The organism is Rhodomicrobium vannielii ATCC 17100, assembly GCF_000166055.1.
In the GTDB taxonomy this organism is placed as follows: domain Bacteria; phylum Pseudomonadota; class Alphaproteobacteria; order Rhizobiales; family Rhodomicrobiaceae; genus Rhodomicrobium; species Rhodomicrobium vannielii.
In genome coordinates this window covers 768,945-781,924 of the sequence record NC_014664.1, presented here as the reverse complement: position 1 = coordinate 781,924, position 12,980 = coordinate 768,945, and the positions used below count along the sequence as shown (strand labels likewise).

At 64.9% G+C, this 12,980-nt stretch carries 12 protein-coding genes; 6 read left to right on the top strand and 6 right to left on the bottom strand.

Features of this window, described 5'->3' with window-relative positions:
* Positions 1-3: 3 nt before the first annotated feature.
* From RVAN_RS03480 to RVAN_RS03470, 3 genes are all read right to left on the bottom strand, one after another.
* Entirely contained in the window at positions 4-375 is a 372-nt protein-coding gene (locus RVAN_RS03480; RefSeq protein WP_013418379.1) for an AbrB/MazE/SpoVT family DNA-binding domain-containing protein, read from the bottom strand.
* Between the two features lie 88 nt (positions 376-463).
* The gene (locus RVAN_RS03475) at positions 464-1,627 is read right to left on the bottom strand and encodes an isovaleryl-CoA dehydrogenase (protein ID WP_013418378.1); all 1,164 of its coding nucleotides are present in this window, start codon (positions 1,625-1,627) and stop codon (positions 464-466) included.
* 70 nt (positions 1,628-1,697) lie between these two features.
* Positions 1,698-5,150 (bottom strand): indolepyruvate ferredoxin oxidoreductase family protein, encoded by a 3,453-nt coding sequence (locus RVAN_RS03470; protein WP_013418377.1) that lies wholly within the window; start codon positions 5,148-5,150, stop codon positions 1,698-1,700.
* 164 nt (positions 5,151-5,314) lie between these two features.
* Between RVAN_RS03470 and RVAN_RS03465 the strand changes: the two genes are divergently transcribed.
* Positions 5,315-5,800, top strand: a complete 486-nt coding sequence (locus RVAN_RS03465) for an Lrp/AsnC family transcriptional regulator (RefSeq protein ID WP_013418376.1) — start codon at positions 5,315-5,317, stop codon at positions 5,798-5,800.
* A 22-nt stretch (positions 5,801-5,822) separates the two neighbouring features.
* On the opposite strand, the gene RVAN_RS03460 is transcribed toward RVAN_RS03465, so the two are convergent.
* The 3 genes from RVAN_RS03460 to RVAN_RS03450 form a co-directional block, all read right to left on the bottom strand.
* Positions 5,823-6,218 carry a hypothetical protein gene (locus RVAN_RS03460; protein WP_013418375.1) on the bottom strand — a complete coding sequence of 132 codons (396 nt, stop codon included), beginning with the start codon at positions 6,216-6,218 and terminating at the stop codon, positions 5,823-5,825.
* Between the two features lie 168 nt (positions 6,219-6,386).
* On the bottom strand, positions 6,387-7,298 hold the full coding sequence (locus RVAN_RS03455) for an NAD(P)/FAD-dependent oxidoreductase (protein ID WP_013418374.1): 912 nt from the start codon (positions 7,296-7,298) through the stop codon (positions 6,387-6,389).
* 42 nt (positions 7,299-7,340) lie between these two features.
* A complete protein-coding gene (locus tag RVAN_RS03450) occupies positions 7,341-8,219 on the bottom strand; it encodes an ATP-binding protein (protein WP_013418373.1) in 879 nt (292 codons plus the stop codon).
* A gap of 197 nt (positions 8,220-8,416) precedes the next feature.
* Here RVAN_RS03450 and yajC point away from each other — a divergent pair, with 197 nt between their 5' ends.
* The 5 genes from yajC to RVAN_RS03425 all read left to right on the top strand — a co-directional run bounded on the left by yajC (position 8,417) and on the right by RVAN_RS03425 (position 12,973).
* Positions 8,417-8,806 (top strand): preprotein translocase subunit YajC, encoded by a 390-nt coding sequence (gene yajC / locus RVAN_RS03445; RefSeq protein ID WP_013418372.1) that lies wholly within the window; start codon positions 8,417-8,419, stop codon positions 8,804-8,806.
* Between the two features lie 43 nt (positions 8,807-8,849).
* Positions 8,850-10,496: a protein translocase subunit SecD gene (gene secD / locus RVAN_RS03440; RefSeq protein ID WP_013418371.1), complete on the top strand. Its 1,647-nt coding sequence runs from the start codon at positions 8,850-8,852 to the stop codon at positions 10,494-10,496.
* Positions 10,497-10,581: 85 nt separating this feature from the next.
* Positions 10,582-11,712 carry a protein translocase subunit SecF gene (secF, locus tag RVAN_RS03435; RefSeq protein WP_013418370.1) on the top strand — a complete coding sequence of 377 codons (1,131 nt, stop codon included), beginning with the start codon at positions 10,582-10,584 and terminating at the stop codon, positions 11,710-11,712.
* Positions 11,713-11,726: 14 nt separating this feature from the next.
* A complete protein-coding gene (locus RVAN_RS18665; protein WP_013418369.1) occupies positions 11,727-12,107 on the top strand; it encodes an Mth938-like domain-containing protein in 381 nt (126 codons plus the stop codon).
* A 5-nt stretch (positions 12,108-12,112) separates the two neighbouring features.
* Positions 12,113-12,973 (top strand): phytoene/squalene synthase family protein, encoded by an 861-nt coding sequence (locus RVAN_RS03425; RefSeq protein WP_013418368.1) that lies wholly within the window; start codon positions 12,113-12,115, stop codon positions 12,971-12,973.
* Positions 12,974-12,980 lie beyond the last annotated feature (7 nt).

Genomic DNA, 12,980 nt, shown 5'->3' with positions numbered 1-12,980 from the left:
TTTCTAGCCACGCGTTTCCGCCTCCGCCTCACGCCGCCGGTCCTTGATGAGGTCGTCGGCGAGACCGCTTCCAAGCAGTCCTTTCATCATCGCCTGAGCCTGTCTCGCGCCGACGCGCGGGCTCAACACATGGAGTTCGCCATCCTCCAGCCAGGCGAGAAGCGCGTCGCCTTCTTCCACCTGCATCGCTTCGCGAAGCGCCGCCGGTATCACCACGCGGCCGCCGGGGCCAAGCGTCAGACGCAGGCGGTTCGCGGCCCCGAAGCCTGGTTTTTCAGTGTCGTCCGCGACGAACGGAGCCTGCGGCGCTTCCTCGAAGCCGGTCCCCCGCGAGGGCGCGCCATCCGGCCGTTCGTCCTTTTTTCTGCGCGCCATTTCATCCTCCATTTTGCCAGACTGTATCACATCGAGCAAAATTGGCAACCTGTCCGCTGGTGGCTATTACACATAAAATGACATCAAATCACATTTTGCCAAATAGCTCGCGACCGATGAGCATGCGGCGGATTTCGCTCGTGCCCGCTCCGATTTCGTACAGCTTCGCGTCACGCAGGAGCCGCCCCGTCGCCGTGTCGTTGATATAGCCGGTGCCGCCGAGAAGCTGGATCGCGTCGAGGGCGACGCGCGTCGCCGCTTCCGCCGCATAGAGGATCGCGCCTGCAGCATCCTCGCGCGTCGTCTGCGCCCGATCGCAGGCGCGCGCGACCGCGTAGACGTAGGCGCGGGCCGAATTCAGCGCGACCGCCATGTCGGCAACCTTGCCCTGCACGAGCTGGAACGTGCCGATGGGCTTGCCGAACTGCTTGCGCTCGTGGATGTAGGGCAGCACGATGTCGAGCGCCGCCTGCATGATGCCGAGCGGTCCGGCGGCAAGCACGGCGCGCTCATAATCGAGGCCAGACATCAGCACCGAGACGCCGCGCCCCTCGCCGCCCATGACGTTCGCCTCCGGCACCTCGCAATCCTCGAAGACAAGTTCGGCCGTGTCTGAGCCGCGCATGCCGAGCTTGTCGAGCTTCGGCGAGACGGTAAACCCCGGCATGCCCTTTTCGATCAGGAACGCTGTGATACCGCGCTGCCCGGCGGTGGGGTCGGTCTTCGCATAGACCACGAGCACGTCGGCGTGCGGCGCATTGGTGATCCACATCTTCGTGCCGTTCAGCACATAGCGGTCGCCGCGCTTCTCGGCCCGCGTGCGCATCGACACGACATCGGACCCGGCCTCCGCCTCCGACATTGCGAGCGCGCCGACATGTTCGCCGGAGATAAGCTTCGGCAGGTAGCGGCGTTTCTGCTCGTCCGCGCCATTGCGGCGGATCTGGTTCACGCAGAGATTGGAATGCGCGCCATAGGAAAGCCCCACGCTCGCGCTCGCCCGGCTCACCTCTTCGACGGCGATGCAATGATGCAGATAGCCGAGCCCCGCGCCGCCCCATTCCTCTTCGACCGTGATGCCGTGAAGGCCGAGCGCGCCCATGGGCTGCCACAAATCGCGCGGGAAAGCGTTCGAGCGGTCGATCTCGGCCGCGCGCGGCGCAATATTGTCGTCGGCGAAGGCGCGCACGCTGTCGCGCAGCATGTCGGCTTCCTCGCCCAGCCCGAAATCGAGACCGCGATAGCTGGCCATGACGTCCTCCCGCTCTTGTTTTCTATAATGAGGCGCTTGAGGGAGGCTTGCTGTCAACAGGGCGGAACGGCTATTCGGCGGCCTTCCGCGTCTGTCCGTCCGTTGCGAAAGCCGCTTCAAGCTCGGCATAACGGGCCGTTGCCTTCGCGATGTTGGCTTCCTTCACATGGCCGAAACCGCGGATGATGTCCGGCACGGCGGCATAGGCAGCGGCGAGGCTCAGATTGGCGCGCGTCAGCGATGGCAGGAGCCGCTCGATACGCGCCTCGTAGTCGGCGAGAAGCGCGCGCTCGACCTTGCGTTCGGCGAGCCGCGCAAACGGGTCGAGCCACGTTCCACGCAAGCGCTTGCCTTTGGCGAGAACGCGCAGCACCGGCAGCATCCACGGCCCGAAGGTCATCTTCTTGAGTTGCCCGGTGTCGGGATCGCGGCGGCCGAAGATCGGCGGCGCAAGATGGAACTTGAGTTTCACGTCGCCGTCGAACTCAGCGCTGATCTGCTCCGCGAAGGCGCCGTCCGTGTAGAGCCGCGCGACTTCATATTCGTCCTTGATCGCCATGAGCCGGAAGAGGTTCTGCGCGACCGCGCGGGTCAGCGCCTCGCTTTGCGGCGCGACGGCGATTTCGCGCTCGCGGACCCGGTCGATGAACGCGAGATAGCGCGCGGCATAGGCCACATCCTGATAGGCGGCGAGTTCGGCTGCGCGAAGGCCGACGAGGTCGTCGAGCGTCTGTGCGAGTTTCGGCGCGGGATTGAGCAGCGCCGCGATGCGGTCGGGCCAGAGCGCCGCCTCGCGGCCGAACGCGAAGGCGCGCTTGTTCGCGTCGACGCTCGCGCCATTCAGCTCGATCGCGCGCAGGATCGCACCGCGTTCGAGTGGGATAAGGCCCTTCTGCCAGGCAAAACCCGTCAGCACCATGTTGGCGAAGATCGCGTCGCCGACGAGCGCGACCGCGATGGCCTGCGCCGGGCATTCGTGGACCGCGCGGGCGCGCTTCGCGAGCCGTGCTGTCATGGCGGGCACATCGAAGGCGACGGCGTTGTCGCGGACGAATTCGGCGGTCGGCGTGATGCGCGGATCGGCAACGACGGCGGTGCGCGCCTCGCTCATCATCGGCAGGCCGTTCTTGCCGTGCGCGACAACGATATCGGCCGCCAGCACGAGATCGGCCTGCCCCGCACCGATGCGCGGGCTGAAAAGCTCCGTCTGCGGCTCGCCGATGCGCAGGTGCGAATAGACGCCGCCGCCCTTCTGCGCGAGGCCGATCTGATCCACGACGCGAACCTGACGGCTGTGGAGATGGGCTGCCATGCCGAGGATCGCGGCAAGCGAGGTGATGCCGAGCCCGCCGATGCCCGTCATCAACATGTTGTAGCCATCTTCGGGGATCGCGGGCAGCGCGGGATCGGGCATGTTGGGCGACGCGTGCGCCGCCTGCGCGCGTTTGCGCGTGCCTCCGTAAACCGACACGAAGCTCGGGCAGAACCCATCGACGCAGGTCGCGTCCTGATTGCATGTAGATTGGTTGATTCTGCGCTTCCGGCCGAACTCGGTCTCGACCGGCTCGACCGAAAGGCAGTTGGAGGCGCGGGAGCAATCGCCGCAACCTTCGCAGACGCTTGTGTTGATAAGCAGCCGCCTATCCGATTGTTCCATAAGGCCGCGCTTGCGGCGACGGCGCTTCTCGGTGGCGCAAACCTGATCGTAGATGAGGACGCTCACGCCCGGCACGGAGCGCAGTTCCTGCTGCACCGCGTCGAGCCGCGAACGGTGGTCGAAACTCGTGCCCGCAGGGATCACGGGGTCGCGGCGGTGGCGGTCGGGATCGTCGCTCACGATGGCGATACGGGAAACGCCCTCGGCGCGCATCTGGGCCGCAATCTGCGGCACGGTGAGTTGGCCGTCGACCGGCTGGCCGCCGGTCATGGCGACCGCGTCGTTATACAAGATCTTGTAGGTGACGTTCGCGCCCGCCGCGATGGCCTGCCGGATCGCGAGGCTGCCCGAGTGAAAATAGGTGCCGTCGCCGAGATTGGCGAAGACGTGGGTCTCGTCGGTGAACGGCGCCTGACCAACCCACAGCACGCCCTCCCCACCCATCTGGGTGTAAACGTCGGTGTTGCGGTTCATCATGGTGGCGAGATAGTGGCACCCGATGCCCGCCATGCCACGGCTTCCGTCCGGCACCTTCGTCGAGGTCGAGTGCGGACAGCCGGAACAGAAATACGGCGTGCGCAGATGGATCGGCGCGGCGGCAGCCTGTTGCGCGGCCTCCGCGAGGCGCACCTCGGCGGCTTTCATGCGCGGCGTCTTCATCGCTTCCGGCAGAACGCGAAGGATCGCGCGCGTCACATGCGCGGTGTCGATGTCGAGCACGTCGCTTATGAGCGGGCGGTCGTCGAGGTCGCGCTTGCCGAGGATGCGCGGGCGGCGTCCGTCCGGCAGCCCATAAAGCGCCGCGCGAAGCTGATGCTCGATCATGTCGCGGCGTTCTTCCACCACGAGCACGGTTTCGAGGCCGTTCGCAAACGCGCGCGCACTGTGATCCTCCAGCGGCCAGACGAGGCCGATCTTGTACACGCGAAGGCCGAGCGCCGCCGCTTCTGCGTCGGAAAGGCCGAGATCGCGCAGCGCCTGCCGCACATGCAGATAGGCCTTGCCCGAAGCCGCGATGCCGAAGCGGGCGGCGGGGCTGTCGATGGCGAGACGGTCGAAGCCGTTTTCGCGCGCAAAGGCCATCGCGGCCGGAAGGCGGAAATGGCGGTGGATTTCCTCCTGCTCAGGCGGCGTCCGGCCAAGCCGCGCGTTGCGCCCGCCGAGCGGCTCGGCCACGCCATACGGCGCGAACGAACGGTAGCGCAGCGGATCGATGCGCACGGTTGCGCTTGCGTCCATCGTGTCGGAGATGGCTTTCAGGCCGACCCAAAGCCCCGCGAAGCGCGAGAGGTCGAAGCCCTTAATGCCGAATTCGATGATTTCGGCGATGTCGGCGGGGCTGAGCACGGGAATTTCGGCGTCCGCGAAGGCGAAATCGCTCTGGTTCGGCAGCGTCGAGGATTTGCACGAGTGGTCGTCGCCCGCGAGCGCCAGCACGCCCCCATTTTTCGCGGTGCCAAAGAAATTCGCGTGCTTGAAGGCGTCGCCGGAGCGATCCACGCCCGGCCCCTTGCCGTACCAGATGCCGAACACGCCGTCATGACGCGCGCCGGGGAAAAGCGATGCCTGCTGACTACCCCATACGGCCGTCGCCGCGAGTTCCTCGTTCACGCCCGGCTGGAACACGATGTGGCTTTCGGCGAGGCGCTTCTTCTCCTGCCAAAGCTGCTTGTCGTAGATGCCGAGCGGAGAACCACGATAGCCGGAGATAAAACCCGCTGTGTCGAGGCCCATGGCCACGTCGATCTGGCGGCGGAGAAGCGGAAGCCTGACAAGAGCCTGCACGCCCGTGACAAAGACCTGGCCTTGATCGACGCGATACTTGTCGTCGAGGCTGATGGAGGGCGCAGACGCTAATGTGTCCATTGGCTTCTCCCATGGTCGGACTATGAGTATCCCATGAGAGAACTGAAAAGACTTTGCAAAGTTCTGAGAGGTGTTGCGAGCGTCGGATTAAGGCTTTCACAAAACGCGATTGAGAGCATATTTTAGGCGCAATCGCGCTAATAGGCCGCAGAGGAGATGCATCCATGCCCGGCACCGCCGCTTACCCGCTCGATCCCGTCGACCGCACCATTCTCATGCTGCTTCAGGCCGACGCGTCGCTATCCACGGCGGAAATTGCCGCCCGCGCGGGCGCTTCGCAATCGTCGGTGTGGCGGCGTATCGAGAAGCTGGAGGCGGCGGGCATCATCCAGCGGCGCGTCGCCATCCTCGACCGCAAGAAGCTCGGCCTCAACATGATGGTCTTCGCGCATGTGAAGCTTCAGGCGCACGGCCAGCGCACGCTGCCCGCCTTTGAGGACGCGATTCGCCGCTTTCCCGAGGTCGTCGAGTGCCACACGCTGCTCGGCGAGACGGACTATCTGCTGCGCGTCATCACGCGCGACACGGAATCCTACGAGACTTTCTTCCGCAAACATCTGAGCCAGGTCGCGTCCGTGCAGTTCACAAACTCGTCCATGGCGATTTCGGAGGTGAAGAGCACGACGGAGCTGCCGCTGTCTCTTTTGTGAGTGAGGCAGCGGCAGCCAGCGATCAAGGGAAAAGCTTGAGGTCGTAGGTGTGCGCGGACTGGCGCGTGGCGTCCTTTGTCTTGTACTTCACGCGGAAGGTGAGCGGGCCGTCGAAGGGCTTCTCCACCTTGCCGACCTTGGCCACGATCACGCCGCCGTCGACCTTCTCCTTGCACTTGCCGCCGGGCGGAAGGATCTTGTCCGGGCGAACCGAGAGCGTCAGTTCCGGCGCGCCCTGAAGCACTTCGATTTCGGGTGTGCCGGTCAGCAACGACTTGCAGTCCTTCACGCCGTAGACCGGCATGATGTCGGAGGTTTCGTTGCTCTTGAGCGCGAGCGTCTTTTCGGCGGCGGAAGAGGCCATCGGGGCGGCGGCAAACAAGGCCAGCGCGGCGGCGGCCATGGAAATTCTGAGCATGGTAGTCCCTCTATGCTGTGATGGAGCGAAACTTGGGAACGGCAGCGCGTCATTCAACGCGTGGCGGTTCTTGAGGCGGCTTAATTCTTGTTTATCCCAGCGTGTCCGTAAGCGGACGAAAACGCGCCGGAATTGCGGCACAACGCCGATAATGGCCCGGCGCATAAGTCAGCAACGATTGTGGATGTGTGTCGCGGCGCGCGCCGCCTGCCCCATGCCGACGACGATCTGATTGAGCCCTTCGGTCACGTCGCCCGCCGCGTAAAGCCCCGGCACGGTCGTCTCCGCATGCGCGGCCACTTTGAGCGCGCCCGCCTCGTTGACGGCCGCGCCGAGCGCAGTGGCGAGGCCGGAGCGATAATCGCAGCCGATGGCGGAATAAACGATGTCGAACCGATGGACCGCGCCATCGTAGCCCAGCGCCTCGATGCCGTCGCCGCTGCGGGCAAGGGAGCGAATCGGCACCGGCACGAAATCGATGTCGTGTTCGGCGAGTGCGCTGAGTTTGGGGTGCTCGGGCGATAGCGGCTCGTCGAGCGAAAGCAGCGTAACATCGGCGCCCCACGTGCGGGCGATGAACTTCGCCTCGCCCAATCCACACGCGCCGCGCCCGATGACGCCGACGCGCTTGCCCTTCGCCTCGTAGCCGTCGCAAATCGGACAATAGCGCACGAGACCGGAGAGAACCGCCGCGTCCACGTCGGCAAGCCTTGGTGGGATGTCCACGACGCCGCTCGCGAGCAGCACGAAACGGGCGCGAAGCGTCCGCTCGCCGCCGTTAGCGTCGCGCAAGCCGACCGTGAAACCGTCTCCATCGCTTGCAAGCGCTGTCGCCTCGCGGGACAGGATACGCGCGCCATAGGTCTCGGCGTGATCGCGTGCGCGGCGCAACATCTCCACCCCGCCGATGCCTTGCGCGAAAAACGGCACATTGTGGCTTTCGGGGATGAGCGCCGCGCGCGGTTCGCCCTTGTCGATGACGACGAACCGCCGCTCGAAGCGCGCGAGATACAGCGCCGCAGTCAGCCCCGCAGGGCCGCCGCCGATCACGATGCAATCGAGTTTTTCAGTGTTCTCCATAAAAATGGAAAAGCGCCGACGCCTGCGTGGTTCCGCCGTGCGTCAATCTTTGAGCGTCTGCCCGAGCCGCCCCGCCAGATCCTGCACGAATTGCCACGCCACACGCCCCGAACGCGAGCCGCGCGTCATCGCCCATTCGAGCGCCTGCGCCTTCAGATCCTCCGGCGCGATCTTCAGCCCGTGATGCGCCACGTAGCCTTCCACCATCGCGAGATAATCGGCCTGCGAGCAATTATGGAAGCCGAGCCACAGCCCGAATCGATCCGACAGCGAAACCTTTTCTTCCACCGCCTCGCCCTGATGGATGGCGGTCGAGCGCTCGTTCTCCACCATCTCGCGCGCCATCAGGTGGCGGCGGTTCGACGTGGCGTAAAACAGCACGTTCTGCGGGCGCCCCTCGACGCCGCCTTCAAGCACAGCCTTCAGCGATTTATAGGCCGTATCGTCCGCGTCGAAAGAAAGGTCGTCGCAGAACACGATGAAGCGATGCGGGCTTTCGCGCATATGCGACAGGCAACGCGGCAGGCTCTCGATATCCTCGCGGTGGATTTCCACAAGCTTCAGCGCAGACGCGCCTTTGGCTGCGTGCTTTGCGGCAACTTCAGCATGCACCGCTTTCACGAGCGAGCTTTTGCCCATGCCGCGCGCGCCCCAGAGCAGCGCATTGTTGGCGGGAAGCCCGCGCGCGAAATTCTCCGTATTGTCGAGCAGCTTGTCGCGCACGCGGTCGACGCTCTTGAGAAGCGCGATGGGTGTCCGGTTCACATGCGGAACGGCGAGGAAGCGGCCGCCCTCGGCCTGCCAGACGAAGGCGTCCGCCGCCGCGAAGGTCTCTTTGCGCTCCTCCGGGGGAGCAAGGCGCTCCAGCGCCTCGGCGATGCGGGTCAGGAGCGGTTCGAGCGAATGCGGTGTGTCGGGCATGGTCAGGTCGCGGTTGTGGATGAAAAAAGCGCAAGGTTGGCGCGCCGATGTGGAAGAACGAGAAACTATGCGCTATTAAGCCACGGACGCAACGGCGCAGAAGTTGCCATATCAGCGCGAGCCATTATAAGAAAGCCACGTTCTTCTGCGCGAAAGGCTCGCGCCCGTTCTTTTCCGCACATCACGGAGTCCTCTCTATGATCTCTCCCGCATACGCCCAAGCGCCAGGCGCCGGAGCCGGCGATATTTTCGGCATGCTGTTCCCGCTCATCCTCGTCTTCGTCATCTTCTATCTGCTGGTGTTCCGTCCGCAGCAGAAGCGCATGAAGGAGCATCAGGCGATGCTGGACGCGGTGAAGCGCGGCGATACGGTCGTGACGGCGGGCGGCATCATCGGCAAGGTGACGCGGATCGGAGCCGACGGCGAGCTGAAGATCGAAATCGCCGATGGCGTGCAGGTGCGCGTGCTGAAGTCCACGATCACCGACGTTCGCGGCAAGGGCGAGCCTGTAAAGGGCGACGCGTCGAAAGACAAGGAAGAATCGCCCGCCGAATCCGGGGCGAACGGCGACAAGACGGCTGCGTAAGCGCGCAGCCTGAGTACGCAGCGCATCAAGGGGAACAGGGTCGATGAGCGCATTCACGTTGCATTTTTCGCGCTGGGGCGCGGTGGCGACGATTCTCATATCCGTCGCGTCGGTGATCTTCGCGCTGCCGAACGTGATACCGCTCTCGACCTATGAGAGCCTGCCCTCATGGGCGCAGCTTCCCCGCATGCCGCTCGGCCTCGACCTTCGCGGCGGCACGCACCTGCTTTACCAGATCGACACGGCGCAGTTGAAAAAGGACTGGCTGCAATCCATCCAGACCGAATCGCGCCGGTCGCTGAGCGAAGCGCGGATCGCTCATTCGGGCGTGGTCATCGCGGGCAATCAGGTGCGCGTAAACCTGCGCGACCCGGCGAATACGGACGCCGCGCTGACGAAGCTCAAGACTTTGGCGCAGCCGCTTTCCACGTCGCTGCTGACGAGTTCCGGCGGCGATACAGGAATGGACGTCGCCGTGCAGTCCACACAGCCGGGCGTCATCACGCTTGAGCCGACGCAGGCAGGCATTCAGCGCCGCATCGAAAACGCGATCTCGCGCTCCATCGAAGTCATCCGCCGACGCGTCGATCCGCAGGGCACGACCGAAGCGACCATTCAGGCGCAGGGCGGCGCAAACGGCAAGGATCGCATCCTCATCCAGGTGCCGGGCCTTGCTCCCGACGAGGTGAAGTCCCGCGTCGGCACCACGGCGAAACTCACCTTCCAGCTTGTCGACTCGTCGATGTCGGCGGAAGACGCGAAAGACCACGGCGTGCCGCCGGACTCCCAGCTTCTGCCGGATCAGGAGCGGCCGGGCCAGTTCGTGCTTGTGCATAAGGAAGTGATCGTTTCGGGCGACGACCTCGTGAACGCCTATGCGGGCTATGACAGCCGCGCGGGCGGTGTGGGCGAGCGCGCGGTCGATTTCGAGTTCAACAGCCGTGGTGCGGCGGCGTTCGCTCGCGTCACCCGCGAAAATATCGGCCGGCCCTTCGCCATCATCCTCGACGGCAAGGTGATCTCGGCCCCCGTCATCCGCTCCGAAATTCCGGGCGGACGCGGCCAGATCACGGGCAATTTCGGCGTCGAGGAAACGAACCGCCTCGCGCTGCTGCTGCGCTCTGGCGCGCTTCCGGCCGCGCTGTCCATTATCGAGGAACGCTCCGTCGGCCCAAGCCTCGGCGCGGACTCCATCGACGCGGGCTCCATCGCCGCCGCTGTCGGCTTCGCGGCTGTCTCGCTGTTCATGATCTCGGCTTACGGGCTGTTCGGCGTATTCTCCGTGATCGCGCTGGCCGTCAACATCGCCATCATCATGGCCTGCCTTTCGCTGTTCCACGCGACGCTGACCATGCCGGGCATCGCCGGTATCGTGCTGACCATGGGCGTCGCAGTGGATGCGAACGTGCTCATTTACGAGCGCATACGCGAGGAACTGCGAACCGGGCGAGGCATGATTTCAGCCATTGAGGCGGGCTTCGACCGCGCTTACGCGACGATCATCGACTCGCATCTGACCGCCCTTCTCGCCGCGCTGATCCTCTACGCTTTCGGGTCGGGCACGGTGAAAGGCTTCGCGGTCACGCTATCTTTCGGCATCGTGAGTTCGCTGTTCACCGCGATCACGCTGACGCGTCTGATGGTGTCGACATGGCTGCGCCAGACGCGCCCGACCGCCCTTCACATCTAGAGAGTCAAAAACGACACTCTAGTTTCTTATTGTCGAGCAACGCCGCGTCGAACGCGGCCTGCTCTAGCGCCGAACGAGCCAAGCCATGCTGCTGAAACCGCTGTTCCGCCTCCCGCAGAAGACGAACTTCCACTTCGTCAAATACTTCAAGGTCTGCTTCGCGCTGTCGATCATCGGCATCGTCGGCACGGTCGTGCTTCTGTTCATCCAAGGGCTGAACTTCGGCATCGACTTCAAGGGCGGCACGCTGATGCAGGTGCAGACGCCCACCGCCGCCGAAGCCGCCAAGCTGCGCACGACGCTGACTGAAATCGGCGTTGGCGAGATCCAGATCCAGAATTTTGGCAAGGACGACGAGCTTCTCATCCGCTTCCCGGAGCAGGAAGGCGGACCGGAGGCGCAGAAGGTCGCCGCCGACAAGGTTCTGGCCGCGCTCCCGCAAGGAACGAAGGAACTCCGCCGCGAGCAGGTCGGCAGCACCGTCTCGAAGGAGCTGATCAACTCGGCGATCTGGGCGCTCGTTCTCGCCAATCTCGGCATCTTCGCCTATGTGTGGTTTCGGTTCGAGTGGCAGTTCGCGCTCGGCGCCATCATCGCGCTCGTGCATGACGTGATGATCACCATCGGACTGTGGTCGCTGTTCGGACTCGACTTCGACCTCACCATCGTCGCGGCGCTACTCACCATCCTCGGCTATTCGATCAACGACACCGTCGTCATCTACGACCGTATCCGCGAGAATTTACGCCGCTACAAGAAGATGCCGCTCCCGCAGTTGCTCGACCTCTCCGTCAACGAGACGATGTCGCGCACGATCATGACCGTGGCCACCGTGCTCATGGCGCTGATCCCGCTTTATATCTTCGGCGGCGAGGTCATCCGCGGCTTCACCTTCGCGATGATCTTCGGCACGCTGATCGGAACCTATTCATCGGTTTACATCGCCGCGCCGTTCCTGATCCTCATCGGTGTCAAGCGCGACTGGAGCGGCGTCGAGAAGGCAGGCGCAAAGCCGGGCGTTCCCGCGTCCAAAGCTGCCAAGCCCGCTCCGTCCCGCCCCGAAAATCGCCCGGCCGTCGAGGCGAGCGAAGCCGATGCGTTTGAGCCGACGGACACGCCTGAGGTCGAAACTCCGACCCCCGCGCGGGTCGCTACAAAGCCATCCGGTTACCGTCCGCCTGCGGGACGCAAGGCCGGACGCGGCAAGCGCCGCTGACGGGAGCGCGGCCAATGAGCGGTTCCCTGATACGCCTTGGCCCGCGCGCACCTGTCTCGCTGACGCCGGGGGGCACGCTTCAATTCGCGGGCACGATCCGCGATGCGGCGCTCCTCATCTCGACCGCCGAAGTCTTCGCGTGGACGGCGCCCGAAGACTCGCGGGAGGCGGATATCCTCCGCTTCCTCGATACGCGCGAAACGCCGGGCGACTTCCTCCTCTACGGCACCGGCGCAAGCCTGCGCTTCGCCTCGCCTGCCTTCGCGCGGCAGATCGAAAAGCGCGGCCTCGGCCTCGAAACGATGGACACCGCAGCGGCCTGCCGCACCTACAATGTGCTCATCGCCGAGCGTCGCCGCTTTACCGCCGCGCTGCTCCCGATCCCGAGAGGCTGACCCGCATGTCGCCCGCCGCCGACACGCGCGCCGACGACCTGAGCGCGGCGGAACTCGTCCGCACGCGCGACCGCGACCGCTACTGGAGCGCGCTTTTCGCGGCCGATGCGGCCCGCCCCGCGCTTCTCGCTCTCTACGCCTTCAACGCCGAGTTGAACCACGTGCTTGCGGTCGCGCGCGAGCCGCTGGCCGGACAGATCCGCCTCAAATGGTGGCGGGATGCGATAGAGTCCGGCGCCACGGGCGAGAAAACCGGCAACCCCGTCGCCGACGCGCTGAAAGCCGCCGTTGCCGCGCATAACCTGCCCCGCGAGCGTCTCCTCGCCATGGTCGACGCGCGCGTGCCCGAACTGTTCGGCGACAGCCCCGCCGACAACGCGGAATTCGCAGGCCTCATCGAAGACTCCCAAGGCGCGTTGTTCGAACTCGCAGCAGCAGCGCTTGGCGACCGAAGCGACACCACGAAAGACGCCGCCCGCGAGGCAGGTCTTGCGCTCGGCGTCATCGAAACACTGCGCGCGCTGCCTTTCTCCGTCGCGCACGGTCGCCTGCCCCTGCCGTTCGCGCTCCTTGAAGCGAAAGGCGTCGATTTCGAAGCCATGGCGCTCGGCGAGGTCAGCCCCAAACTCAGGGCCGCACTTACCGAATTGCGCGCCGACGCTGCGTTAGCCCTTCAGCGTTTTCGCGTGAAGCAGGCCAACATCGCGCCGCACGCACGCGCGGCCTTCCTTCCTCTGGCGCTCGTCGAGCCCTATCTTCAGGCGATGGCCGCGCCAAACTTCCACCCCTTGCGGGACAGCGTCACGCTCAACCCGCTGGGCCGGTTCTGGCGCATCTGGCGCGCGGCGCGCCGCAACAAACTCTGACGGACGA